The sequence below is a fragment of the Pseudarthrobacter sp. TE9888 genome, from assembly GCF_056279345.1.
The window spans coordinates 2,128,546-2,152,925 of record NZ_JBWBRD010000002.1 but is presented as its reverse complement, the minus strand read 5'-3'; the positions used below and the strand labels follow the sequence as shown (position 1 = coordinate 2,152,925).

The window sequence follows — 24,380 nt, the reverse complement described above, 5'->3', positions numbered from 1 at the left end:
GCTAGTGCTTGGCCATCCGGGCCTTCAGGGAATCGAGCTCGGCGCGCAGGGCATCCGGCAGGGAGTCGCCGAACTTGGCGTACCACTCCTCGATGGAGGCGAGCTCCGCATCCCACTCTTCGCGGTCGACGCGGACAGCGTCTTCAACGTGGGCGTGGGTCAGGTCCAGGCCGGTGACATCCAGTGCGTGCCCGGCGGGGACGTATCCGATGGGGGTCTCGACGGCGTCGGCCTTGCCCTCGATGCGCTCGATGGCCCACTTGAGGACGCGGGCGTTGTCGCCGAAGCCGGGCCAGGCGAAGCCGCCGTCAGCGGTGCGGCGGAACCAGTTCACCAGGAAGATGTGGGGCAGGCGTTCCGGGTTGGCCTTGCCGGAGACGCTGATCCAGTGCTTCAGGTAGTCGCCGGCGTCGTAGCCGATGAACGGCAGCATGGCCATGGGATCGCGGCGGAGCACGCCCACCTGGCCGGCGGCCGCGGCCGTGGTCTCGGAGGAAAGGGTGGAGCCCATGAAGATGCCGTTGGTCCAGCTGCGGGCCTGGGTGACCAGCGGAACGGTGGTCTTGCGGCGTCCGCCGAAGAGGATGGCTGAGAGCTCCACGCCTTCGGGGCTGTAGTACTCCTCAGCCAGCATGTCCACCTGCGAGATCGGGGTGCAGAACCGGGAGTTCGGGTGCGCAGCGGGCTTGTCCGAGTCCGGCGTCCAGGAGTTGCCTTCCCAGTCGGTCAGGTGCGCCGGAACCTCGTCCGTCATGCCCTCCCACCAGACGCCGCCGTCGTCGGTCAATGCCACGTTGGTGAAGATGCTGTGGCCCTTGGCGATGGCGCGCATGGCGTTGGGGTTGGTGCCCCAGCCAGTGCCGGGGGCGACGCCGAAGAGGCCTGCTTCCGGGTTGGTGGCGCGGAGTTCGCCTTCCTTGCCGATCCGCATCCAGGTGATGTCATCGCCCAGGGTCTCCACTTTCCAGCCTTCGATGGTGGGATCCAGCAGCGCAAGGTTGGTCTTGCCGCAGGCGGAGGGGAAGGCGGCGGAAACGTAGTAGTTCTTCTTTTCCGGCGAGGTCAGCTTGAGGATGAGCATGTGCTCGGCCAGCCAGCCCTCGTCGCGGGCCATCACCGAGGCGATGCGCAGCGCGTAGCACTTCTTGCCCAGCAGGGCGTTGCCGCCGTAGCCGGAGCCGAAGGACCAGATGGAGCGCTCTTCGGGGAAGTGGACGATCCACTTGTCCGGGTTGCAGGGCCACGGGACGTCGTCCTGGCCGGGCTCCAGGGGGGCGCCGAGTGAGTGCAGCGCAGGCACGAAGAAGGCGTTGGTCTCGGTGATCTTGTCCAGCACCGCGGTACCGATGTTGGCCATGATGCGCATGGAGGCAACAACGTAGGCGCTGTCGGTGATTTCGACGCCGAACTTGGGGTCCTCGGCGTCGAGGTGGCCCATGACGAACGGGATGACGTACATGGTGCGTCCGCGCATGGAGCCGGCGAACAGGCCGCGCAGCTTGTCCTTCATCTCCCGCGGTTCCATCCAGTTGTTGGTGAAGCCGGCGTCGCGCTTGTTCTCGGAGCAGATGAAGGTCTGCTCCTCGACGCGGGCAACATCAGCGGGATCCGAGAACGCCGCGAAGGAGTTCGGGAACAGGTCTGGGTTGAGCCTGGTCAGGGTGCCGGCAGCAACGAGCTCGTCCGTGAGGCGGGTGTTTTCCTCTTCGGAGCCGTCGACCCAGTAGATGCGGTCCGGCTGCGTAAGCTCAGCAACCTCTTCGACCCATGCCAGCAGGCCGGCATGTGTGGTGGGTGCTTTCTCAAGCAGCGGCTTCTGCGCCAGATCGCCCATTGCAGTTCCCTTCCTCGGGTTCATCGGTGTGTCCTAAATGCTATGGTCCGGACCAGTGGAGTTTTTGGGGAGCTTGACTGACATCTCCGGTCACCAAATCTGAATTCCGCGGGAAATCAAGGAATTATTGCCGCAGAAACGCCAATTAAGTGATGAAGGTCACCTAGACCGGTCTAGTCGCACAGATTACAGGCGCTTCGATTTGGCATCGGGCTTCGCCTCGCGTAAAGTAATTCGAGGTTCGGGGAGAGCGGTTCTCCTCCCGGGACACGGAATGCGCCCATAGCTCAGCTGGATAGAGCGTCTGTCTACGGAACAGAAGGTCAGGGGTTCGAATCCCTTTGGGCGCACCAACAAGGTCCGCACCGGTTCGCCGGTGCGGACTTTTTTTGTGCTGCCAGGACACCTGTCCCCGGCTAGGCTTTGGTCATGGATCCCGAGGCCGCTGGGCGCGAATTTGATGTTGTTGTTATCGGCGCTGGCGCCGTAGGGGAAAACGTGGCCGACCGCGTGGTCCGGGGCGGCCTGACGGCCGTGCTCGTCGAGGCGGAACTGGTGGGCGGGGAATGCTCTTACTGGGCGTGCATGCCATCGAAGGCACTCCTTCGGCCCGGTACAGCGCTCCATGGGGCGCAGACCACCCCCGGGGCCAAGGAGGCGGTCACCCGCACCCTGGACGCCGCCGCCGTCCTGGAGCGCCGCAACTACTTCACCTCCAACTGGCAGGATGACAGCCAGGTTTCCTGGGTTAAGGACACGGGCATCGAATTGGTGCGCGGCCATGCCTGGCTGACCGGGCCCAAGGCCGTCGAGGTGGCCGGCCTGGACGGCACGCAGCACTTGCTGCGTGCGCGGCATGCCGTGGTTCTTGCCACGGGCTCCACTCCCAATACGCCGCCCATCGAGGGCCTGGAGGACGTCCAGGTATGGGGAACGCGTGAAGCAACGTCGGCCAGCGAGGTCCCGGAGCGGCTGACGGTATTGGGCGGCGGAGTTGCCGGCGCCGAACTGGCCCAGGCTTTCGCCCGCCTTGGTTCAAGCGTCACCCTGGTGGCCCGCAGCGGATTGCTGGGCACTTTCCCGGACGAAGCCTCGGCGCTGGTCGCTGCGGGACTGAGGGCGGACGGCGTCGAACTCCGGCTGCACACCGCCACGGACCGGATCAGCGCCAACGACGACGGCACCCTCACCGTAAACCTTGGGGACGGAACCACTGTCACCTCGGAGAAGGTCCTGGTCTCCACCGGCCGCCACCCGGCACTGGAGGGCCTGGGCCTGGAAAGCGTCGGTTTCGAGGCTGATGAATCCGGCCACCTGTCCCTGTCCACCGATGCCTCGGGCCTGGTCCGGGAGACGCCCGGGAATGAACAGTGGCTCTACGCAGTGGGGGACGCCGCCGGCAAGAACCTCTTCACCCACCAGGGCAAGTACGAGGCGCGCGCCACCGGCGACGCCATTGCCGCGCGGGCAAAGGGCGCGCTGGACGGAACGCCCGGCGACTGGACGCGCTACGCCCAGACGGCCAACCAGCACGCGGTGCCCAGCGTCGTCTTCACGGACCCCGAGCTGGCCAGCGTGGGACGCACGCTGAAGGCGGCCAGGAAGGACGGATACAACGCCTCGTCCGTGGAGCTGCCCATTGAGGTTGCCGGCTCCTCCCTGCACTCGGAGAACTACGAAGGGTGGGCACAGCTGGTGGTCGACGAGGACCGCAAGGTCCTGCTTGGCGCAACGTTCGCCGGCCCCGACGTAGCCGAGCTGCTGCACGCGGCAACCGTCGCCGTGGTGGGCGAGGTGCCGCTGGACCGGCTCTGGCATGCAGTCCCCTCCTACCCCACCATCAGCGAGGTATGGCTCCGACTTTTGGAGAAGTACGGCCTCTAAGTTCTATTTGAACTGACCAGTCAGTTCGGTTAGCCTTGATACAGACTTCTTCTGCGAAAGGCGATCGTTGCTCTCTGCACATCAGCTCCAGGCCAAAGGGCGCCGGGATCCGCTGCTTCCCCCCACATCGGTGACGGTGGCGCGTGGCGAACTGCTGCTCGTCGCCGGGGACCGGCAGGACCAGCGCACGGCGTTGTCCCTCCTGCTCAGCGGCCGGATGAAGGCAACGGACGGGCAGCTCAGCTGGGACGGCAATGCCCGGACCAAGCACCTCCGGCTGTCCGCGGCCCTGGTGGACTCCCCCGGCGTCAACGAACCCGAGGAACACCTCAGCGTGCGGGACCTGGTGACCGAGGACCTCGCCCTGGTGCCCCGCCGGTACCGCGGTGCGTTGCTCAGCGGGCCGTGGCTCAAGGTCAACCGCTTCGAGGACATCGCCGGCCTGTGGACGGAGCAGCTGGACCCGGAGCGCCGGCTTGAACTGCTCAGCGCACTGGCCCTGGCCAACCCCCGCACGGACCTGCTGGTGGTTGACTCACCGGACCGTCACAGCGCCGACGACCTCACGTGGCTGCCACGCCTCCGGGAGCTGGCGTACGACGCCGGCCGGCCACTCGCCGTCGTAGCGGCAGTCAGTGCCGTCCCCTCCTCATGGGATGGACCGGTGGCCGCCATCGGCAACGCGGCCCCCGAACCCGAACCGGGGACCGCCGCCGGCAAGCACTCCGCCGAGGCCGGGGCCGGGGCCGCCGCCGAAGACCAGGAAACCGAACCCGAAACCGAGGTTGCCAAGTGACTGTCCTGCGGCTGGCCCGCTCCGAACTGAAGCGCATGACCGGCGGGCTGCTGCCCAAGCTGACCATCCTGGCGCTGACCATGGTCCCGCTGCTCTACGGCGCGGTCTACCTGTACGCGAACTGGGACCCCTACGGCCACCTGAACAACCTGGATGCCGCCCTGGTGGTGGAGGACTCCGGCGCCACCAATGCCGACGGCACGCGGCTCGAAGCCGGGACCAAGGTGGCGGACAGCCTGGTGGAGGGCAACGTCTTCCACTGGGTCCCGGTGGAAAGCTCCGCGGAAGCCGATGCCGGCGTCAGCAGCGGCCAGTACGCGTTCGCGCTGAAGATCCCCAAGGACTTCTCCGCCAACCTGGTCTCCCCCGGCAGCTTCGACTCGGCCAGCCAGGCCATGCTGAACGTGACCACGAACGATGCCAACAACTACCTCCTGAGCACCATCGTGGACAAGCTGACCACTGCCGTGCACACCACGGTGGCCAAGGAAGTGGGCGAGGAAACCGCCAACCAGCTGCTCACCGGCTTCGGCACCATCCACTCCAAGATGGTCCAGGCGGCGGACGGGGCGTCAAAGCTCGCCGACGGCGTGGCTACGCTCAGGGACGGTACGGTCACCCTCCACGAGGGGACCTCAGCCCTGAGCAGCGGCGCGGACCAGCTGTACACCGGCCAGCTGAAGCTGCGCGACGGCGCCAACCAGCTGACCGACGGCGCCGGGCGGCTCAGCAGCGGCCTGTCGGTCCTCAAGGACAAGACCGCCACGCTGCCCACCGATACCCAGACCCTCGCTTCCGGAGCCGCCCAGGTTGCCGCCGGAAACGCCCAGCTCAACGCCAAGGTCCAGGACATGGCCGCCCAGCTGGAGGCGGCGGACCAGGGCCTGCGCAACCGCGTAGTCGAATCCAACGGCAGGCTGGTCGCGTCGGGCGTCCTGACCCAGGAGCAGGCGGACAAAGTTCTGGCGGATTTCGACGCCGCCAGCACCTCCAGCCCGGTGGCGGCCGCCAAGGGCAAGGTCCAGGCCGATGCGGCCCAGGTCCAGCAGCTGGCCGACGGCTCCGCAGCGGTCAGCGTCGGCGCCGCCCAGCTGGCGGCCGGGATGCCGGCACTCAAGGACGCCATCTCGCAGGCCTCGGCAGGGGCTGACCAGCTGCACACGGGTGCCGCAGCGCTGGCAGCCGGTGAGCAGTCCGCCGTCGACGGGACTGCCGGCCTTGCCGACGGAGCCCGGAAGGTCGACGCCGGGGCCGCCCAGCTGGCGGACGGCGCCGGCCAGGCCGCCACCGGTTCCCGTACCCTTTCCGACGAGATCGGCAAGGGGGCAGGGCAGGTCCCCAACCCTGACGACGCGCAGAAGAGCAACCTGTCCCAGGTGATGTCAGATCCTGTGGCCGTCAGCAACGTCTCGCAGGCCAAGGCCGGATCCTACGGAGCCGGGCTGGCGCCGTTCTTCCTCACGCTGGCCATGTGGATCGGAATCTTCATGCTGGTCCAGGCCATGCGCCCCATCACGCAGCGGGCGCTGGCATCGAATGCGCCGTCGTGGAAGATCGCCCTGGGCGGCTGGCTGCCCTTCTTCGTGGTCTCGGTGGTGCAGGCATCGCTGTTGACCCTGGTGGCGGACGTCGCGCTGGGGCTCAATCCCTCCCATCCGGTCCTGATGTGGCTGCTGATGCTGGCCGCTGCCATGGCATTCAGCGCGCTCATCCAGGGCATCGTGGCGCTGCTGGGCTCCCCCGGCAAGCTGGTGGTGCTCATCCTGCTGGTCCTGCAGCTGGTGTCTTCCGGCGGCACGTTCCCGTGGCAGACCACGCCGGAGCCGCTGCATGTGGTGCACCAGGTGCTGCCCATGGGGTATGTGGTGACCGGAATGCGGCATTTGATCTACGGCGGGGACCTGTCCATGATTGCTCCCACTTTCGTGGGACTGCTGGGCTACACTTTGCTGGGCGCGGCCTTGTCCACCCTTGCGGTGCGGAAGAACAAGTACTGGACGCTCAAGACCCTGAAGCCGGAGATCGCGGTATGACCACTGAACTGACGCCCGCCGGCAAGGGGCTGCGGCCCGCCCGGACCAACGCCACCCGCCAGAAGCTCTTCGACGCCTCCATGGAACTGATCGGCGAGCGCGGGGCGGCCAGCGTCACCGTGGATGAAATCGCGGCAGCGGCCGGGGTTTCCAAGGGCACCGTCTACTACAACTTCGGCAGCAAGTCAGAACTGATCGCGCAGCTCCTGCGGCACGGCGTGGACATCCTCAAGGCGCGGCTGCTTGAGGCCGCCGACGCCGGAACCACGGGGCGGGACCCGCTGCTGGCCATGGAGGCGATGATCGGCCAGGCCATGGACTTCATGGCGGAGTACCCCTCCTTCGCGCGCCTCTGGGTCAGCGAAAACTGGCGGATACCCAGCGAATGGCAGGGCACGTTCTCCGTGCTGCGCGGAGAGCTCCTGGACGTCATCGGCCAGGCTGTGGAAAAGGTGGCCGAGGCGTACCCCGTGGACGATTCCGTGTCCAGGGGCAGCCTGGAAACGGCCATCTTTGGCGCATGCTTCGTGGTGGGCCTTGACCGGCAGACGTACAACCCCGAGCGCACCCGTGACCAAAGCGTTGCAGCAATCATGGCGATCATGCGCGGCTACGTCCTGAAGGGGCCAGCTCCTCGGGGATGATGGAGCACATGCGCCATACGGGGAAGAGCGGAAAGTTCGCGGTGATCTGCGGCATCGTTGCTGCGGGGCTGCTGGTGCTCACGGCGATGACCCTCGCCGAGCCGGTGTTCGTTGCGTTCGCGGGTGTCCTGGGGCTGGCGTACCTGGCAGCAGTCGCCGAGGTCCTGGTCCGGCGGCGGCACGCGGCGCTGCTGGCCGCCGGCGCCGGTACCGCCCTGGCCCTCGGCTTTTCCCTGGCGTTCCTCAGCACCTGGGAGCTGGCGTTCGACGGCCAGCCCTCCTTTTTGGGCACCCCGCTGCCCACGGATGATCCCGACAACTACTTCTTTGGGGCCGCCTGCGCCTTGGTGGCCACCTTCGGAGTCCTCTTCCTGGGCGCATTGTGGCCGGGAAGGCGGCGTACGGCGACGGTCCGCAGGCCGGCATCACGACCGGCTGCACAGCGTCCTTCCTCCCGGCGCGGCCCCTCACAGCGGACCGGCGTGACGACGGCGCGCAGCCCCCGGGCTGCAGCATCCCGGACGGGCGGCCCAGGAGCCGGCGCCCAGGGATCACCCGCTCAGCGGACGTCAGCACCCCGGTCCCCCGCCCGCGGGGTGTCCACTCCGGCCAAGCGTCCGCCGTCGTCCGCTCCCCCCGCGGTGAGGCCGGCGCCCAGGTCCGGCAGCGGCTCCGTCCCCCGCCGCTGACGCTGCCTGGCTGGACCGGTGAGCACCGCCGTCGCCACGCCGCCCAGGAGGAGCATTCCGCCTGCCAGTTCCGTCGGCGAGGGAACCTCCGCGAGGACCAGCCACGCAGCGCTCATGCCCACCACCGGGACGAGCAGGGTGAACGGAACAACCGCCGACGATGGGTGGGCGGCCAGGAGCCGGTTCCAGATTCCATAGCCCACCAGCGAGGCGAAAACAGCGGTGTACAGGGCACTGAGCATGGTGGGCGCCTGAAGGTTGGCCAGAGACTGCCAGACGGTGCCGGGGCCGTCCACCAGCACTGAAAGCGCTGCCAGCGGAAGCGGCACCACGGCGCCTGACCACACCACCAGCCCAAGGCCTGAGGCTGCTTTGGCTTTCCGGGCGATGACGTTCCCGGCCGCCCAGGAGAGCGCGGCCGCCAGGACAATGACCAGCGGGAGCAGCGGTGCCACGGCACTGCGTCCCGCGGCCACGACGGCGAGCCCGGCCACGCCGAGCGCCACCCCCGCCAACTGGCGCCCGCTGGGCAGCTCTCCCAGGAAGGCCGCAGCGAGCAGGACGGTCAGCAGCACCTGCGCCTGCAGGACCAGCGATGCCAGGCCCGCGGGCATGCCCAGCGCCATGGCAAGGTAGAGAAGGCCGAACTGGCCCGCGCTCATGAAAAGCCCGACCCCGATGATGGCTTTCCAGGAGACCTCCGGCTTCCGTACAAAGAAGATCCACGGGACAACCACCAGGACGAAGCGCAGGGCCACGAACAGCAGCGGCGGGAACTCCTGGCCACCCGCGTGCAGCCCGATGTCGATGGCCACGAAGTTCAGGCCCCACAGCAGGGCAACGACGACGGCAAGGAGGGAATCGCGCAGGTTCACCCTCCCACTCTGGCAGAGGCCCGGATGAAGCACCAGCGCCTGATTCAGCACGTAATCATGTACCTTTGCTTCATGATCGACATCGGGTCCCTGCGCGCCCTCGCCGCCATCGAGCAGCACGGCACCGTTATTGCCGCCGCGGAGGCGATGGGCTTCAGCCCGTCGGCCGTATCCCAGCAGGTGAAGAAACTGGAGAAGGAGGGCGGGTTCGCCGTCCTGGAACGCCGCGGCCGCGGGGTCCTGCTGACTGAGCGCGGGCTGGCCCTGGCCGCCTATGGCCGGCGCATCCTGGCCGAGCTCGAGGAACTTGAGTCAACACTGCTGGCGGATCCGGCCAGGCCCAGCGGCAGCCTCCGCGTCGTTTCCTTTTCCACTGCCGTCAGGGGGCTGGTGGGCCCGCTGCTGGCGCGGACCGGGCAGTCGGAGGCTGGGCTCGAGATTTCCGTGCTGGCGGAGGATCCGCGCGAAGCCGTGGCGCGGGTTGCCAACGGCGAGGCGGACCTGGGCCTGGTGCACAACTGGAACTCGGTACCGCTGGTGATCCCGGAGCACCTGGCGCTTGAATGGCTCTGCGAGGACGTGGCGGATGTCCTGGTGCACCGCAGCCACCCGCTCGCGAAACAATCCGTGGTGGAACCTGCGGAGCTGGTGGACGAGCGCTGGATCAGCACACCGGACGGGGCCATCTGCAATGAGGCCCTCCTGCGGATCTTTGCCGACCTGGGGCGTGTCCCGGACATTGGGATCTACGACCCCGATTTCGCCACGCATATCGCTTTGGTGGAGCAGGGAGTGGCTGTTGCCCTGGTACCCCGCCTTGGCCGGCCGGCGCTCCCCCCGGATGTGGTGGCTGTCCAGGTGGTGAACCCGGTCCAGGCCCGCCAGGTGGGGCTTGTCCACCGCAGGACCATGACGGCCAGCCCGGGCATCAGGCACGTCGCGGCACTGCTGCGCGAGATTGCCGGCAGCGGAGTTGCCGCTAATGGGCCCGGGGAACCTTGAACCTGGTAATCCGGGCGTCCTGGCCATCCAGTTCCGCCCAGGGCTTCTCTGTCTCCAGGACGGTGAGCGCATTGGTGGGGAACCGGGTGGCGGCGTCCATGTAGGCATCATGGTCGGAATCCCGTGAGGCCAGGTGCATGGCCAGGTCCTGCACACCGGGCAGGTGCGCAATGAGCATCAGCGTGGTCACGGTGTCCGGAACATGGTTGACCACCGCCAGCATCCGCAGGGCCGATGCCGCGTACAGGCCGTCTTCGAGTTTTGGCGTGGGCGCCTTGTCGCCGAGTTCGGCGCAGACCCAGGTGCACGTTTGCCGGGTACGCAGGGCACTCGAGCACAAAATGAAGTCCGGCACGATGTTGTGCTTGAGCAGCCAGCGCCCGGCCAGCGGCGCCTCCCGGTGTCCGCGCTCCTCCAAAGGCCGCTCGTGGTCGGCCACTCCGCCGGGCCAGTCAGCCTTGGCATGGCGCATGATCACAAGGCGTCGAACATGGTGCGAACTCATGGCCCAAGCCTAGCGCCAGCCAAAAGCACGCGAAGCAGGACCCGGCAGCGAAAACACCGTCACGGAGAGCACGCTTTCAGCCTCGCCCGGGAACATCCATGGCCGGGGCTTAGGCTTCACCACTCAAGCAGAGCTCAAAAGCATGCCCACAGTGACGCCCGGACCAAGCAGCCGCGGAGGCACGAGCGCAGGCGCCGAGGGATATGCCGCCTTTAGGGCGAAGGTGAAGAGTTAGATCGAGTACTCCGGAGCGGCCCAGACAACAACCTCCGGGTGCTCGTAGAACCGGTAGCCCTGGCCGCGGACGGTGCGGACCGTGTTGGCAAGGCGGCCAAGCTTGGAGCGGAGGCGGCGGATGTGGACGTCGATGGTGCGCTCGTTGGGCACTTCTTCGGCGTTGCGCCACAGCCCCTCGAGGAGCTCGTCCCGGCCCACGGTGCGGGTGCCGTTTTCGACGAGGTAGTTGAGGAGCTCAAACTCCTTGAACGTCAGGTTCAGGGATTCGCCGTCCAGGTGCACTTCGCGGCGGGCGAGGTCGATAAGCACGCCGGAGGGACGCGGTTCCTGCGCCTGGGCGGGGCGGGGGGTTTCGGTGCGCTGGCGGGAGTTGACCGTCGGGTCGCCAAAGGTTGAACGGACGACGTCGAGCGCGGAACCGGGGGTGCCGGCGGGGGCCACCGCCACGGCTGCGTAGCTCTCAGCGCCGGAGACCAGGGACTGGGCGTAGGCGCGGATTTCCTGGGCAAGCTTGGCGATGGAGGTGCCGGCTGCTGCCGCGGTTTCCTCGTCGATACCCATGTACAGGACGAACCCGCGGGCCACGTTGTCGTTGGCTACCGGACGGACCTGGTTTGCGCCGGGCACCACAGGGGTGGGGGCGGTAATGGGAGCGGACTCGGCCGGGTGCACAGCGCGGAGCTGGCCGTAGGAGTTCGGGTTGTATCCCTGCGGGGCGAAGCCCTGGGCCGGGAAGCTGCTTCCGGAAGTGGATGGAGCAAGCGAGGGGCGCGGGCCGAAGCCGGGACGGAGGCCGGCGGCCTGGCCTGCCTTGGCGGCGTTACGGACAGAGATGTGGACGTATCCGGATGCAACTGACATGAATGCTTACCTCAATGTGAAATGGCCGTCTCCGCGGCTCGAATGCTGGCTTCCCCGTCACGCGGACCGGGGAGGGGCGCCCGACGCTGGGCTTGGGGGCGAATGCCTAAGAACTTCGGTGGGTGGGAAGGTCAGGCGTGCATTCGACAACAGCGCATGTCGGCAGCAGCGGATGTGCTGGGCCAATATTCTGCGGCTGCAGGTGCTGTTGAGTTCTTGTTCACATTGGAAGTGTGCCGCGTAACAATGCCAACTTGCAAGTAACAATGGACCGGATAGTCCGCATTGTGAGACGAAACGCGAAATTGTGCTGCATGTCACTATTTCGGAAGGGGGGAGGAATTTGAACGGTTATCCCGGCAACACCCACCCTTCCCAGTTTTTCCAGAATAAAATTCGGCTAACTTTAGTTTTACCGAATACGTCCGAAATTCAACCGTTTGACGTGGAATCGCCTTAAGCATGTCCAGCCAGCGTCCCGCCTTCGTCCGGTTTTCTGCCCGCGAACGGGTGCGCGGCTCCGAAGGCAGGACGGTACGCCGGTGTTTAATGCCGCCGTCAGTTGCTGCTCGTTCCGGAATTGGGGGTCGCAGCGGTGGTGGACGTGACCAGCTGGATGGTCTCTGCCGTGTACGTGTCCGACTCCTTGAGGGCCGTCACGCGCACGCTGGCCCCTGCGGTCACACTGGAGAGGCCGAGCGTACTGCCGGTGGAACTGCCACCCCGCTGCCGCATTCCCTGGGTCACCTGGACGTCGGAGCCCACGGTGTAGGTACGGGAAAACCCGTCCTCGCTCTTCACGGTCATGGACGTTCCCGAAATCTCGGTCACTGTGCCGGCCTGGCCAGCCATGGTGACGTAGCTGGAGCCTTCAAGGACGACATATTCGGAATGGACGGCCGCGTTGAGCCCGGCGGATCCCATGCCCAGCCCGCCCGGTCCACCGTCCATTCCCATGCCACCGGCCATGCCGCTGCCGCCAACGCCGGTTTGCCCATTCGGACCTGTCATGCCGCCCTGGCTGCCCGGACCGAACTGCCCCGCGGCGCCCATTCCCTGGGCGTTGTTCGCCGCAGCCGTTCCGTTCCCGGCAGCATAGGCGCCGGCACCGGCTGCGGCGGCCACAACCACGGCGATGCCGCCCACGAGGGCACCCTTCTTCGCAGTCCAGTTCCCCTTGCCGGCCCGGCCCGGCGTTCCGGGTGCGTACTGCTGCGGTGCGCCCCACCCCGTGCCGGGGCCGGGCACCTGGCCCGCTGCCGCCGTCGTACCCCAGCCGGGCGAAGCCGCACCTGGGGCGGGGGCGCCCCAACCGTGGGCAGGCTGGCCCTGCGGGGCCCTGTCCCACTGCGACTGGTCCCTGTCCGCCGGTTCCTGCGCGGCATATTGGCCCGGGGTTGCCCATTCACGGGCCCCGCCCCCGCGGCCGGCGCCATCCGCCGAGCCTTCCCACACGGGCGCCGGCTTGTCCTTCTGCTCCCGGCCGTCACCGGCGGGGCGGCCCTGGCCGTTTCCGCCAGTTGCACCCGGGTAGGCGTTGTCCTGCTGATCCATGGCTTCCTCCAGGAGCTCGTAGCTGTTGGTGATGCTGTTGTCCCAACAGGCTCTGCCGCTTAGCTGTGCGGGGGCTGTGCTGCGAGCCACGCCTGCCTGTGACCTGGCCGGGCCGCGCGGGAAGGCGCCACCCCACCCGGGCCACAGGTGGCTAGGCTGGAGCTCACAGCCGGAACACAGCATTGGCAAAGCATCGGCAAACCGACAGATCGGAGAGTTGTCCCATGGCATCCCCGCACCCCATGACCAACAACCTTCCCCAGCTCACCCATCCGGACGGTTCCCCCATCCGCGCCCTGGTGGTCGATGACGAGCCCAGCCTGTCGGAACTGATGAGCATGGGCCTGCGCATGGCCGGCTGGTCGGTGGCCGTGGCCGGTGACGGACCCACGGCCGTCAAGCTAGCCAAGGACTTCCACCCGGACGTGCTGGTGCTTGATGTGATGCTGCCGGGGTTCGACGGCGTGGAGCTGCTGGGCAGGATCCGCGCCTTCGCGCCGGAGGTGCCGGCGCTGTTCCTGACGGCCAAGGACGATGTCCAGGACCGCATCGTGGGGCTGGCCGCCGGCGGGGACGACTACGTCACCAAACCCTTCAGCATGGAAGAGGTCCTGCTCCGCCTGCACCGGCTGGTACAGCGTTCCGGGGTGGCCGCGATGGACACCGCCGAGCTGGTGGTGGGCGATCTTGTCCTCAACGTGGACACCCGGGAAGTAACCCGCGCCGGGGACGATATCCAGTTGACGGCAACCCAGTTCGAGCTCCTCCGCTACCTGATGGAAAACCCGAAGCGCGTGGTCAGCAAAGCCCAGATCCTGGACCATGTGTGGGATTACGATTTCGGCGGCCAGGCCAACATTGTGGAACTGTACATCTCCTACCTGCGCAAGAAGATCGAAGCGAGCCACCCGCCGATGATCCACACCGTGCGCGGCGCGGGCTATGTCATCAAGCCCGCAGACTAGCCGAAGGAAACGCGTGTCTCTTTCCGGTGTCCCCCGGCCCGCCGGCCGGTCCTGGTTCAATCCCGCCACCTGGCACCTCCGTACCCGGCTGATCCTGCTGTCCATGGCCCTCCTGGTGGCCATCTCCGGCGCCATCGGGGTGGTCAGCTACGCCTCGATGGATGTCGTCCTCACCAACCAGCTCGATGCGCAGCTGATGCTGGCCTCCCGCGGGCGTCCACCGGAAGGCAACCCTTCCGGCCGCCCCGACCCCCTGGACGCGCGCGGGCAGAGCGTAGGCACGCTCAACGCCCGGGTGGTGAACGGGCAGATCAGCCGGGAAGCGGGCTTCCTCTCCTCGGATGCCACCCGCACCGCGCTGAACTCCCGTGACGTGGCCACACTGCAGGCCCTCCCCCACAACGGCGTGCCGGTCAACCGCGAGCTCTCCAACGGCGACTACCGTCTCATGGCCACCGCAACCCCTTACGGCGATGTAGTGATCACCGGCCTGCCGCTGGCAACGAAACAGAGCACCGAGGCGTCACTGGTCCTGACAATGGTGCTGGTTTCGCTCGGCGGCCTGGTCCTGATCGGCCTGGCCGGCACGGCGTTGATCCGGCGGACCATGCGGCCGCTGGAGCAGCTCTCCGACGTCGCCACCAAGGTTTCCAAGCTGCCGCTCGACGCCGGTGAGGTAGCCCTGGCGGTGCGCGTGCCGGCCTCCGCGGCGCACCCCACCACCGAGGTGGGCAGCGTGGGCCATGCCCTTAACCTGATGCTGGACAACGTCTCCAGTGCGCTGGAAGCCCGGCAGCGCAGCGAGATGAAGGTGCGCCAGTTCGTGGCCGACGCCTCCCACGAACTTCGCACTCCGCTGACTGCCATCCGCGGCTACACCGAACTGATGCGCATGACCGAGCCCCTGACCGAGGACGGCCAGAAGTCGCTGGGACGGGTGCAAAGCCAGTCGGAGCGCATGACCGCGCTGGTGGAGGACCTGCTGCTGCTGGCCCGGCTGGATGAGGGCAAGGCCACCGAAGCCACGGACGTGGACCTGACCCAGCTGGTGGTCGAAACCGTCAGCGACGAAAAGGTCATGGCCCCGGACCACACCTGGAAGCTGCAGTTGCCCGACGAACCCGTCACTGTCCGCGGGGACACCACGCAGCTCCACCAGGTGCTGGCGAACCTGCTCTCCAACGCCCGGAAGCACACGCCGGCCGGGACCACCGTGACCACCGGCGTGATGCGCTCGGCCGACGGAAGCGTGGTGGTCACGGTCACCGATGACGGGCCCGGCATACCGGCCGAGTTCCAGGGCAGCATCTTCTCGCGCTTCACCCGTGCGGACGCCGCCCGGTCCGGCTCCGAAGGTTCCTCCGGCCTGGGCCTGTCCATTGTCGAATCCATCGTCATGGCCCACGGCGGCACCGTGGAACTGGTATCCCGGCCGGGCAGGACCGAGTTCGCGGTCCGCCTTCCGGCCACCGGCTCCGCCGCATCCTGACCGGCTTCCGCCCTGCCCTGACTTACACAGGCACGTCACAGGTTGCGCCTAAAGCCCACAAATACGGCGGAGCCACTGTTGATGCATGACGCTCACCGACTCCGCTTCAGGAACCCTGCAGGACGCCGCGGTGGCGCCGCCGGGCCTTCCTTCCCGGGGACGTGCCGTACGGCGCGCCCCCGTGGACACGCGCACCGCCGTCCCCGTCCTTGATGTAACCGTCCCCGTCTTCAACGAGGAGCGCGACCTCGAGGAATGCCTCCGCCGGCTCCACGGGCACCTGCTGGATACCTTCCCGCATACTTTCCGGATCACCGTGGCGGACAACGCCAGCACGGACGGGACCCTGAAGATCGCCGAACGGCTGGCCCGTGAGTTCCCGGAGGTGGCGGTGGTCCACCTTGATGAGAAGGGCCGCGGGAATGCGCTGCGGAAAGTGTGGCTGGCTTCCCCGTCTCCGGTCCTGGCCTACATGGACGTGGACCTTTCCACCGACCTGGCGGCGCTGCCCCCGTTGCTGGCACCCCTGATTTCCGGGCACTCGGATTTGGCAATCGGCACCCGCCTGACCCGCAACTCCCGGGTTGTCCGCGGACCCAAGCGTGAGTTCATTTCGCGCAGCTACAACCTGATGCTCCATTCCCTGATGGCCGCCCGGTTCAGTGATGCCCAGTGCGGGTTCAAGGCCATCCGGGCCGATGTCGCCCAGCAGATCCTCCCCTACACGGTGGACAACTCCTGGTTCTTCGACACCGAGCTGCTGGTCCTGGCCGAACGCTGCGGCCTCCGCGTCCATGAAGTCCCCGTGGACTGGATCGACGATCCCGATTCCAGCGTTGACGTGGTCCGCACGGCGCTGGCCGACGTCCGTGGGATGGCACGGCTCACCCGCGACCTGGTCTACGGCCGGATCCCGATCCCGGAACTGCGCGCAGCCCTGGCGCGGGGGCCGCTCCCTGCGTCGTCGCGGGCCGACGAACAGACCCGCCGCGGCAGCCTCTTCGGCCAGCTGGTCCGGTTCGCAGCCATCGGCGCCGCCTCAACGCTTGCCTACCTGCTGATCTTCCTGTTTTGCCGCGGCTTCATGGATCCGCAGCTGGCAAACTTCCTGGCCCTGCTGGTCACCGCCGTGGCCAACACCGGAGCCAACCGGCGCTTCACGTTCGGCATCCAGGGCGGCAACCCGGTCCGGCACCATTTCGAGGGGCTGATCGTGTTCGGCATCGGCCTGGTGCTGACCTCGGGGGCACTTGCCCTGGTGCACCGGACGACGACGCCTGACCGGTGGGCGGAAGTCCTCACCGTCGTGGCGGCGAACCTTGCGGCCACGGCAGTGCGGTTCCTGCTGTTCCGGCTCTGGGTGTTCCGGGAACGGACTCCGCGGGCGAAAACGGGCGACCCGGGCGGTACCACCGTTCCGGCACAAGAGCCCGGCGAAAACACCGAAGCCGGCACCGAAGCCACCCCCTCCACAGAAACGGCAGCATCATGACCTCCACCATTTCTCCTGCCGGCCAGGCTGCCGGCATGCAAGCACCTTCTGCCGGCCCGGACCTGCAGCCGGCAGCCGGCGGGACCGCGCCCCGCTGGAAGTGCTACGCGTTCGGAAACCAACCGCGCTGGGTACGGCCTTCCGCCGCAGGGCTCCTGCTGGCCACCGCCGTCCTGTACTTGTGGAACCTGGCAGCAACCGGCTACGGCAACTCGTTTTACGCCGCAGCCATCCAGGCCGGCACCAAGGACTGGACCGCCTTCCTCTTCGGCTCGCTCGACGCCGGCAATGCCATCACCGTTGACAAACCACCCGCAGCGCTGTGGATCCCGGCGCTGGCAGGCCGGATCTTCGGCTTCTCCTCCCTGAGCATGCTGGTGCCCGAAGCGCTCATGGGCGTGGCCGCCGTCGGCTTCCTCTACCTGGCGGTCAAGAGGGTTTCCGGGCCGGCGGCAGGCCTGCTGGCAGGTGGTGCCCTGGCCCTGACGCCCGTTGCTGCGCTGATGTTCAAATTCAACAACCCGGACGCCATGCTCACCCTGTGCCTGGTGCTCGCGGCGTACTTCACCACCCGCGCCATCGAGCGCTCGGGCTGGAAGTGGCTGGTGGCGGCGGGCGCCGTGATTGGCCTGGCGTTCCTCACCAAAATGCTGCAGGGGTTCCTGGTGGTACCGGCGCTGGCGCTGGCCTACCTGTGGGCGGCGCCGGCCCCGGTGGGACGCCGGGTGGTGCACCTGCTGGGCGCACTCGGCGGCATCGTTGTGGTGGCTGGCAGCTACGTTGCCTTGTTCCAGCTGACGCCCGCCTCTGCCCGGCCTTACATGGCCGGCTCCACCACCAACAGCTTCCTGGAACTGACCTTCGGCTACAACGGGCTGGCCCGCATCACTGGTTCGGGTGAAGGGATGCCCGGCGGCGGCGCAGGAGGAGCGGCCGGCGGACCAGGGGGCTTCGGCGGAGCGAACGGCGGATTCGGCGGAGCCGCCGGCCTGCTCCGGATGTTCGGGACCAGCTTTGGCGGCGAAGTGTCGTGGCTGTTGCCCGCGGCCCTGGTCCTGCTGGTGGCCGGCCTGTGGTTCACGCGGCGTGAAGCGCGCACCTCTCGTAGCCGGGCAGCACTGATCATGTGGGGCGGCTGGCTGCTGGTCACCGCCGGAGTCTTCAGCTTCATGAGCGGCATCGTCCACCCCTACTACTCCGTGGCGCTCGCCCCGGCGATCGCCGCCCTGGTTGGCATAGGTGCCGTGGAACTTTGGCGGGGCCGCGCCTACTGGCCGGCCCGGACGGTGCTGGCCGTGACGGTCCTGGGCACGTCCCTCTGGTCCGCCGTACTCCTGGGCCGGGACGCCGCGTGGCTCCCCTGGCTGCGCATCGCCGTGATCGTCCTCGGTGTCCTGGCAGCTGCCGGGATCCTGCTCCGCCTCGACGCACTGGGGGCCGGCGGACGGTTCCGGCGTGCAGGGGCGGCCGCCGTCGTCGCCGTATCCCTGCTCGCCGGCGGCCTCGGCACAACTGCCTGGACCCTGGCCACCGCGGCTTCCGCACACTCGGGCTCCATTCCGACGTCGGGGCCCGCAGGTTCGTCGGCAGGCAGCTTTGGGAACCGGGCCGCGGGCTTCCGCGGCGACCGCACCGACCGCACGGACGCGAACGCCGGAACTGACGGGGCCGCCTCCGGCGGTGACGGGTTCGACCCGGCGAACGGCTTTGACCCCGCGGATGGAATTGGTGGTTCAGCCGGTGGCCCCGGCGGTGAAGGTACCGCCGACGCCGCCGTGACCACGCTGCTCTCCTCCACCACCACGAAATGGTCCGCCATCGTCTCGGGCGCCAGCCAGGCAGCCGGCCTGGAATTGGCAACGAACACCAACGTCATCGCGCTGGGCGGCTGGAACGGCGGGGATCCGTACCCCACGCTCGCCGAGTTCCAGGACATGGTGTCCAAGGGCGAGATCGGATACTACATCCAGGGCGGCGGCATGGGCGGAGGCGGCATGGGCGGCCGCGGGGGCAACTCCGAGGTGGCCGCCTGGGTAGAGGCGAACTTCCAGGCACAGACCGTGGGCAACTCCACTGTCTACCGCCTGGCGGAGTAGCACGCCATGGCCAGCCACTACGGGACCCCGCCGTACCCACGAACCGCGGCCGGCGTTGAGCGGCCCTCCGGGGCACGCGCAGCCGAAGACCGCGCAACCGAAGCACGCGCAGCCGAAGACCGGAAGGCCGGAGCCCGGACTTCCGGGGACGGCGGAACACAGTCCGGCCGGCTTCCACGGGATCCCTTGGCCCTCCGCCGGCACCTGGAACTGGCGGCGGTACTGGCAGGAACGGCCGTGCTGTACCTCTGGAACCTCGGCGCATCAGGCTGGGCCAACGCGTTCTATTCCGCCGCGGCCCAGGCGGGATCGCAGGACTGGACCGCGTGGTTCTTCGGTTCCTCGGACGCCGCCAACTCAATCACGGTGGACAAGCCGCCGGCCTCGTTGTGGATCATGGGGCTGTCCGTCCGGATCTTCGGTTTAAGCCCGTGGAGCATCCTGGTCCCGCAAGCGCTGATGGGGGTCGGGGCCGCCTGGCTGCTCCACCTTGCTGTGCGCCGGGCAGCGGCGCACGCCACGGGTAACGCCGCCCTCGCCCACAGGGCCGGGTTGCTGGGCGCTGCCGTCCTCGCCCTCACGCCGGTTGCCACGCTGATGTTCCGGTTCAACAACCCGGACGCCCTGCTGGTGCTGCTCATGACTGCCGCCGCGTACGGGGTCCTCCGTGCAATCCAGGAGGGCCGGTTGCGCTGGCTCCTGCTGGCCGGCGTGTTCCTGGGCTTCGGCTTCCTGGCCAAGCAACTGCAGGTCCTGCTGGTGGTTCCCGGGTTCGCCGTGGCCTACCTGGTCGCGGCGCCGGGCAGGCTGGGCCGGCGCCTCCTGGGGCTGGCGGCGGCGGGGGCAGCGATGGTGGTTTCCGCGGGCTGGTGGCTCGCGGCCGTGGAGCTGACGCCTGCCGGCATGCGGCCCTACATTGGCGGGTCGCAGGACAACTCCATCCTGGAGCTCACCCTTGGCTACAACGGGCTGGGGCGGCTGACGGGCGACGAGACGGGCAGTGTGGGCGGCGGCAACGGGTGGGGCGTCCCCGGCCTGTTCCGGATGTTCAACAGCGAGTTCGGGGGCCAGATAGCGTGGCTGCTTCCCTCCGCCCTGATCCTTGCGGCGGGCCTGCTGTGGGTGTGCCGGCGGGCACCGCGGACGGATCCGGTGCGTGCGTCGGTGGTGGCCTGGGGCTCGTGGGTCCTGGTGACGGGCCTGGTGTTCAGCTTCATGGCCGGCATCATCCACCCCTACTACGCGGTGGCGCTGGCGCCGGGAATTGCGGGGCTTACCGGCCTGGGCGCTGTCCTCCTGTGGCAGCACAGGCAGCAGCCGGCTGCTGCAATCCTGCTCGCGGCGGCGGTGGCAGCGGCCGCCCTGACGGCGTTTTCGCTGCTGGGCACCACATCGGCCTACGGTCCGTGGCTGCGCTGGCTGGTGCTGGCAGCAGGCCTGGCCGCGGCGGCCGGAGTGGGCCTCAACCGGTTCCTGGGCCGCCGCTCCCTGCTGCGGACGACGGCGGCGCTGGCCGTTGCTGCGTCGCTCGCCGGGCCGCTGGCCTACTCCGTCTCCACGGCGTCGGCGGCGCACAGCGGGGCAATCGTCAGCGCAGGACCCACGACAGGGTTCGGTGCGGGGCCGGGCGGCGCACCCGGTGGCGCCGGGGGCAACCGGAACGGATTCGGCCCCAGTGGCACCGGGAGCACGGGCAACGCGGCCCAAGGCACACCGGGACAAGGCACTCGAGGACAAGGCTTCCGGCAGCAAGGCACCCAAGGCGGCACGGGGTTTGCCGGGAACCGCAGCGGAGGCATGGGCGGGCTCCTGGGTGCCCCCACGCCGTCGGCCGACCTGGTCACCGCGCTCCAGGCCGGGGCGTCAAGCTACACCTGGGCCGCGGCCGTGGTGGGTTCCAACAACGCCGCCGGTTACCAACTGGCGACCGAACTTCCGGTCATGGCGGTGGGCGGCTTCAACGGCACCGACCCCTCCCCCACGCTGGCGCAGTTCCAGGAGCTGGTGTCCCAGGGAAGGATCCATTTCTTCATCGCGGGCGGAACCATGCGTTCCTCCAGCGGCTCGGATGAGGCAACCCGGATTACTGAGTGGGTGGCAGCCAATTTCCAGGCGCAGAGCATCGGCGGCACCACGGTGTACGCCCTGTCTGGCCAGTAGCGAAGCAGTCCGGCCCGGGCCGGAAGTCCCTGCGGGCCGGACTGCCTCAGGCCATCACTCCTCCGTTCGCGCTGCCGCAAACCGACGCGCTGGATCCGTGACTTCCGTTACCTAAACGTGACTTCCGCTTAATCTTCCTGTACCGTCGATTGGGTGCGGTCCCCGTTCGGACCGCATATCCCGGGTTGACGCCAAGCTCTGCCGCTTCCCCGGATTCCGATTGAGCAACGGCAGAGGCGGGGGACCCACCGTCCCGGGCAATAACTGCCCTTGGGGTTAAGCCAGTACGTGATTTTCATTCCGTACGGCCGGATGCCCTCATCCGAACCCGACAGCTAACTCCGCAGGTGTGAGAGGCGATCAATCATGTCCAAAAACACGGCAGAATCATGCCTGCACGCTAAACACAGGGCCAAGCAGCAGGCCAAGAAGACCACCCTCGGCCAGCGCGCCGCAGTTCTTGCGGCATCGTGCGCGGTGCTGGTGGGGGTAGGCGCGGCCGGACAGGCCACCAGCAGCATGGCCCCGGCGTCGTCCACCCAGTCAAACACGGCAGCAGCTGACGCCCAAATGAGCATCGAGAAGAGCGAAATCCGCTCCAACCCGGTGGAGAGCCCCGCTCCCGCAGCCATCAGCGTAGCGCCGCAGGCGGCTGAACCGGCTCCGGCAGCAGCGCCAGCGGCTCCCGCACCGGCAGCCCCTGCGCCTGCTCCCGCACCGGCGCCCGCCCCTGCCCCCGCACCTGAGCCTGCACCTGCCGTCGCGGTCAACGATCCTGCTGGCGCCCAGGCCTACGCGGCCGGCCAACTGGCCACATTCGGCTGGGGACCGGACCAGATGCAGTGCCTGCAGACCCTGTGGACCAAGGAATCCGACTGGACCACCACGGCCACCAATCCCAGCAGCGGGGCGTACGGAATCGTCCAGTCCCTTCCGGCCGAGAAGATGGCCAGCTCGGGCGCGGACTACCTCACCAACTACCGCACCCAGATCAACTGGGGCCTGGATTACATCAAGAAGAGCTACCAGTCCCCCTGCGGCGCACTGAGCTTCCACCTGGCGCACAACTGGTACTAGGCACCACTCCCCTGCCGCAACGCGACGAAGCGGCACCTTCAGCTGAGCCTTTCCAGCCTTGACGGCCGCCCGACGACGCGTCCCGGCCCCCGCCGTCGTACGCCTTGGAGTGGGGCCCGGCAGGGAATACCGCCTAGACTGCGGGCCGCATCCCGAGGGATGCGGCCCGCAGTGGTTTAAGGTGCAGGGCTCTGCGCCGTGCCTGCCCCGGGGTTACGCCACGGGACGTACTGGACAGACCACCTGTTGCCGTCCGGATCGGCGAAATACACGAAGTGGCCCCAGTCCTGGACGTCCACGTCACTGACATCCACGCCGTTGTTCTTCAGAAAGTCGTGAGCCGCGGTGATGTCGCTGACCACCAGCTGCAGGTTTGCTCCGGTGCCGGGAGGTGCGTCCGTCAATCCCTCGCCAATGCAGATGGAGCAGGCCGAACCGGGCGGCGTCAGCTGCACGAAGCGGATGTCGTCCGAGGGCCGCTCGTCGTAGTCGGCGTTGAAGCCCACCTTGTTGACGTAGAAATCCTTGGCGCGGTCAACGTCGGAGACGGGGACAAAGGCAAGTTCAAGTTTCCAGTCCATCCGCACAGGCTAGCGGCGGCACACCGGCCCGGAAAGGCCCAGCGCAAATGGGGCCGTCGAAAATGGCCCTTATCCCGACAGGTCGCGTCCTGAAAGGCGGGAGGCTACCCGGCGATGCCGTAGAGGCGGTCGCCGGCGTCGCCCAGTCCGGGAACGATGTAGGACTTCTCGTTGAGCTTCTCATCGATGGAGGCCAGGACGATGTGCACGTTGGCTTCGCCGAGTTCCTCCTCCAGCTTGGCCAGGCCCTCCGGAGCCGCGAGCAGGCAGATGCAAGTGACGTCCGAAGCGCCCCGCTTGAACAGGAACTTGATGGCCTCGCGCAGCGTGCCACCGGTGGCCAGCATGGGGTCCAGGACAAACACCTGCCGGCCGGTCAGGTCCTCGGGGAGGCGCTCGGCGTAGGTGATGATGTCCAGCGTTTCCTCATCCCGGGCCATGCCCAGGAAGCCCACCTCGGCGGTGGGGACCAGCTTGGTCATGCCCTCCAGCATGCCAAGGCCTGCCCGGAGGATGGGGACCACCAGCGGGGTGGGCTTGGTGAACGCCGTGCCGATGGTGGTGCTGACGGGTGTCTCGATGGTGACGGGCTCGGTGCGGACCTCCCGCGTGGCTTCGTAGGCCAGCAGGGTCACCAGCTCTTCCGTCAGCTGGCGGAAGACCGGCGACGGCGTGTTCTTGTCCCGCAGGACGGTGAGCTTGTGGGCGACCAAGGGGTGGTCAACAACGAGAGTACGCATCCCCCAAAACTATCATCCGGCGGTGTCCTTGTTATGGCCGCCGTGGGCGTGCTCACTGCCGCCGTCGCCCCTATGGTGCACTTCCTCGGCCACCACGTCGCGGACGATTGGACGGTCGAACGACGGCGCCGCACCGGCATGCTCCCGCCTGCGGACCAAGTGGAACAACCTGTGCGCCAGAATGACCACGCCCACCCAGGTCAGGCCGAGCAGCCACCCGGCCATGACATCGGTCAGCCAGTGGTGGCCGAGGAAGACGCGGCTCAGCCCCATGGCGATGATGAAAAGCGTGCCGGCCGTGATGGCCGAGACGCGGACCACCATGGCCTGGAACTGGAGGCAGATCAGGTACACCACCAGGCTGATCACCACGGTGGTGTTCAGGGTGTGGCCACTGGGGAAAGACGGTGAATCCTCGTAAGGGGGTACCGCATCCGCGTGGTCCGGGCGCGTGCGGCCCACCAGCTTCTTGCCGAACGTCGTGGCCATGATGGAGACGGCCGCTGCTCCGCCAATCAGGATGAGGGGCCGCCAGTTCCGGCTGAGGAAGGTCAGCCAGGCGGTGAGGATGCTGGCGAGGATGGGCATTCCGATTCCGCCGCCGATATTGGTGAAGCCGGTAACGAAAGCGTCGAGTCCGGGGCTGCGCAGGCTCTCTGAGAGGGCCAGGGCTGGCTTGTCCAGGTTGGCCAGGCCAGCGGAATCCACCACGTTGTCGTACACCTCGGCGCCCAGCAAGGCCAGGGATACGATGATCGCACCGCCCACGAGGAAGGTGAGGACCAGAGCCGCATACGGCTTGAACCAGAGACCTAGGCGATCCCGAAGAGTGTCCATGGTGCCTCCCGGCGTCGGTCAGTAACCTG

General features: G+C 67.9%; 19 protein-coding genes, 1 tRNA gene and 1 riboswitch. Of the genes, 12 read left to right on the top strand and 8 right to left on the bottom strand.

Annotated features, from left to right (window positions below; genetic code table 11):
* Position 1: 1 nt before the first annotated feature.
* Positions 2-1,834: a phosphoenolpyruvate carboxykinase (GTP) gene (locus ACZ9J7_RS10725; RefSeq protein WP_476209264.1), complete on the bottom strand. Its 1,833-nt coding sequence runs from the start codon at positions 1,832-1,834 to the stop codon at positions 2-4.
* A 276-nt stretch (positions 1,835-2,110) separates the two neighbouring features.
* Between ACZ9J7_RS10725 and ACZ9J7_RS10720 the strand changes: the two genes are divergently transcribed.
* The 5 genes from ACZ9J7_RS10720 to ACZ9J7_RS10700 all read left to right on the top strand — a co-directional run bounded on the left by ACZ9J7_RS10720 (position 2,111) and on the right by ACZ9J7_RS10700 (position 7,191).
* Positions 2,111-2,187: transfer RNA gene (locus ACZ9J7_RS10720), tRNA-Arg, on the top strand.
* Positions 2,188-2,263: 76 nt separating this feature from the next.
* A complete protein-coding gene (locus ACZ9J7_RS10715; RefSeq protein ID WP_476209262.1) occupies positions 2,264-3,718 on the top strand; it encodes a dihydrolipoyl dehydrogenase family protein in 1,455 nt (484 codons plus the stop codon).
* Between the two features lie 67 nt (positions 3,719-3,785).
* On the top strand, positions 3,786-4,514 hold the full coding sequence (locus tag ACZ9J7_RS10710; RefSeq protein WP_476209260.1) for an ABC transporter ATP-binding protein: 729 nt from the start codon (positions 3,786-3,788) through the stop codon (positions 4,512-4,514).
* A complete protein-coding gene (locus ACZ9J7_RS10705) occupies positions 4,511-6,547 on the top strand; it encodes a YhgE/Pip family protein (protein ID WP_476209258.1) in 2,037 nt (678 codons plus the stop codon). The genes ACZ9J7_RS10710 and ACZ9J7_RS10705 overlap by 4 nt, the downstream gene beginning before the upstream one ends.
* The gene (locus ACZ9J7_RS10700) at positions 6,544-7,191 is read left to right on the top strand and encodes a TetR/AcrR family transcriptional regulator (protein ID WP_476209257.1); all 648 of its coding nucleotides are present in this window, start codon (positions 6,544-6,546) and stop codon (positions 7,189-7,191) included. The genes ACZ9J7_RS10705 and ACZ9J7_RS10700 overlap by 4 nt, the downstream gene beginning before the upstream one ends.
* A gap of 559 nt (positions 7,192-7,750) precedes the next feature.
* Here ACZ9J7_RS10700 and ACZ9J7_RS10695 read toward each other — a convergent pair.
* Positions 7,751-8,755 (bottom strand): EamA family transporter, encoded by a 1,005-nt coding sequence (locus tag ACZ9J7_RS10695; protein WP_476209256.1) that lies wholly within the window; start codon positions 8,753-8,755, stop codon positions 7,751-7,753.
* 72 nt (positions 8,756-8,827) lie between these two features.
* On the opposite strand from ACZ9J7_RS10695, the gene ACZ9J7_RS10690 reads away from it, so the two are divergent.
* Complete coding sequence (locus ACZ9J7_RS10690) at positions 8,828-9,757, top strand: LysR family transcriptional regulator (RefSeq protein WP_476209254.1); 930 nt, start codon at positions 8,828-8,830, stop codon at positions 9,755-9,757.
* Here ACZ9J7_RS10690 and ACZ9J7_RS10685 read toward each other — a convergent pair.
* The 3 genes from ACZ9J7_RS10685 to ACZ9J7_RS10675 all read right to left on the bottom strand — a co-directional run bounded on the left by ACZ9J7_RS10685 (position 9,735) and on the right by ACZ9J7_RS10675 (position 13,004).
* Entirely contained in the window at positions 9,735-10,262 is a 528-nt protein-coding gene (locus ACZ9J7_RS10685; RefSeq protein ID WP_457948233.1) for a SixA phosphatase family protein, read from the bottom strand. The genes ACZ9J7_RS10690 and ACZ9J7_RS10685 overlap by 23 nt on opposite strands.
* Before the next feature lie 231 nt (positions 10,263-10,493).
* The gene (locus ACZ9J7_RS10680) at positions 10,494-11,360 is read right to left on the bottom strand and encodes a winged helix-turn-helix domain-containing protein (protein ID WP_476209252.1); all 867 of its coding nucleotides are present in this window, start codon (positions 11,358-11,360) and stop codon (positions 10,494-10,496) included.
* A gap of 558 nt (positions 11,361-11,918) precedes the next feature.
* On the bottom strand, positions 11,919-13,004 hold the full coding sequence (locus ACZ9J7_RS10675; RefSeq protein WP_476209251.1) for a hypothetical protein: 1,086 nt from the start codon (positions 13,002-13,004) through the stop codon (positions 11,919-11,921).
* 134 nt (positions 13,005-13,138) lie between these two features.
* On the opposite strand from ACZ9J7_RS10675, the gene ACZ9J7_RS10670 reads away from it, so the two are divergent.
* The 6 genes from ACZ9J7_RS10670 to ACZ9J7_RS10645 all read left to right on the top strand — a co-directional run bounded on the left by ACZ9J7_RS10670 (position 13,139) and on the right by ACZ9J7_RS10645 (position 22,193).
* Complete coding sequence (locus ACZ9J7_RS10670) at positions 13,139-13,879, top strand: response regulator transcription factor (protein WP_476209250.1); 741 nt, start codon at positions 13,139-13,141, stop codon at positions 13,877-13,879.
* Positions 13,857-15,368 carry a sensor histidine kinase gene (locus tag ACZ9J7_RS10665; protein WP_476209248.1) on the top strand — a complete coding sequence of 504 codons (1,512 nt, stop codon included), beginning with the start codon at positions 13,857-13,859 and terminating at the stop codon, positions 15,366-15,368. Before ACZ9J7_RS10670 ends, ACZ9J7_RS10665 begins: the two co-directional genes overlap by 23 nt.
* Before the next feature lie 85 nt (positions 15,369-15,453).
* The gene (locus ACZ9J7_RS10660; protein WP_476209247.1) at positions 15,454-16,860 is read left to right on the top strand and encodes a bifunctional glycosyltransferase family 2/GtrA family protein; all 1,407 of its coding nucleotides are present in this window, start codon (positions 15,454-15,456) and stop codon (positions 16,858-16,860) included.
* A complete protein-coding gene (locus tag ACZ9J7_RS10655; RefSeq protein WP_476209245.1) occupies positions 16,857-18,956 on the top strand; it encodes a glycosyltransferase family 39 protein in 2,100 nt (699 codons plus the stop codon). The genes ACZ9J7_RS10660 and ACZ9J7_RS10655 overlap by 4 nt, the downstream gene beginning before the upstream one ends.
* Positions 18,957-18,962: 6 nt before the next feature.
* Positions 18,963-21,116, top strand: a complete 2,154-nt coding sequence (locus tag ACZ9J7_RS10650) for an ArnT family glycosyltransferase (protein ID WP_476209244.1) — start codon at positions 18,963-18,965, stop codon at positions 21,114-21,116.
* A 197-nt stretch (positions 21,117-21,313) separates the two neighbouring features.
* Positions 21,314-21,477: riboswitch (cyclic di-AMP (ydaO/yuaA leader) on the top strand.
* Positions 21,478-21,482: 5 nt separating this feature from the next.
* Positions 21,483-22,193 (top strand): aggregation-promoting factor C-terminal-like domain-containing protein, encoded by a 711-nt coding sequence (locus ACZ9J7_RS10645; RefSeq protein ID WP_476209242.1) that lies wholly within the window; start codon positions 21,483-21,485, stop codon positions 22,191-22,193.
* Between the two features lie 176 nt (positions 22,194-22,369).
* On the opposite strand, the gene ACZ9J7_RS10640 is transcribed toward ACZ9J7_RS10645, so the two are convergent.
* The 3 genes from ACZ9J7_RS10640 to ACZ9J7_RS10630 all read right to left on the bottom strand — a co-directional run bounded on the left by ACZ9J7_RS10640 (position 22,370) and on the right by ACZ9J7_RS10630 (position 24,351).
* Positions 22,370-22,774, bottom strand: a complete 405-nt coding sequence (locus tag ACZ9J7_RS10640; RefSeq protein WP_476209240.1) for a VOC family protein — start codon at positions 22,772-22,774, stop codon at positions 22,370-22,372.
* 104 nt (positions 22,775-22,878) lie between these two features.
* Positions 22,879-23,514 (bottom strand): uracil phosphoribosyltransferase, encoded by a 636-nt coding sequence (upp, locus tag ACZ9J7_RS10635; RefSeq protein ID WP_476209238.1) that lies wholly within the window; start codon positions 23,512-23,514, stop codon positions 22,879-22,881.
* 12 nt (positions 23,515-23,526) lie between these two features.
* Entirely contained in the window at positions 23,527-24,351 is an 825-nt protein-coding gene (locus ACZ9J7_RS10630) for a phosphatase PAP2 family protein (RefSeq protein ID WP_476209236.1), read from the bottom strand.
* Between the last annotated feature and the right edge of the window lie 29 nt (positions 24,352-24,380).

Coding starts and splice junctions, on each gene's coding strand:
- ACZ9J7_RS10665 (WP_476209248.1), top strand. CDS start 13,857: ATGTCATCAAGCCCGCAGACTAGCCGAAGGAAACGCGTGTCTCTTTCC.
- ACZ9J7_RS10700 (WP_476209257.1), top strand. CDS start 6,544: ATGACCACTGAACTGACGCCCGCCGGCAAGGGGCTGCGGCCCGCCCGG.
- ACZ9J7_RS10690 (WP_476209254.1), top strand. CDS start 8,828: ATGATCGACATCGGGTCCCTGCGCGCCCTCGCCGCCATCGAGCAGCAC.
- ACZ9J7_RS10655 (WP_476209245.1), top strand. CDS start 16,857: ATGACCTCCACCATTTCTCCTGCCGGCCAGGCTGCCGGCATGCAAGCA.
- ACZ9J7_RS10685 (WP_457948233.1), bottom strand. CDS start 10,262: ATGAGTTCGCACCATGTTCGACGCCTTGTGATCATGCGCCATGCCAAG.
- ACZ9J7_RS10715 (WP_476209262.1), top strand. CDS start 2,264: ATGGATCCCGAGGCCGCTGGGCGCGAATTTGATGTTGTTGTTATCGGC.
- ACZ9J7_RS10680 (WP_476209252.1), bottom strand. CDS start 11,360: ATGTCAGTTGCATCCGGATACGTCCACATCTCTGTCCGTAACGCCGCC.
- ACZ9J7_RS10670 (WP_476209250.1), top strand. CDS start 13,139: ATGGCATCCCCGCACCCCATGACCAACAACCTTCCCCAGCTCACCCAT.
- ACZ9J7_RS10660 (WP_476209247.1), top strand. CDS start 15,454: ATGACGCTCACCGACTCCGCTTCAGGAACCCTGCAGGACGCCGCGGTG.
- ACZ9J7_RS10630 (WP_476209236.1), bottom strand. CDS start 24,351: ATGGACACTCTTCGGGATCGCCTAGGTCTCTGGTTCAAGCCGTATGCG.
- upp (WP_476209238.1), bottom strand. CDS start 23,514: ATGCGTACTCTCGTTGTTGACCACCCCTTGGTCGCCCACAAGCTCACC.
- ACZ9J7_RS10725 (WP_476209264.1), bottom strand. CDS start 1,834: ATGGGCGATCTGGCGCAGAAGCCGCTGCTTGAGAAAGCACCCACCACA.
- ACZ9J7_RS10650 (WP_476209244.1), top strand. CDS start 18,963: ATGGCCAGCCACTACGGGACCCCGCCGTACCCACGAACCGCGGCCGGC.
- ACZ9J7_RS10645 (WP_476209242.1), top strand. CDS start 21,483: ATGTCCAAAAACACGGCAGAATCATGCCTGCACGCTAAACACAGGGCC.
- ACZ9J7_RS10640 (WP_476209240.1), bottom strand. CDS start 22,774: ATGGACTGGAAACTTGAACTTGCCTTTGTCCCCGTCTCCGACGTTGAC.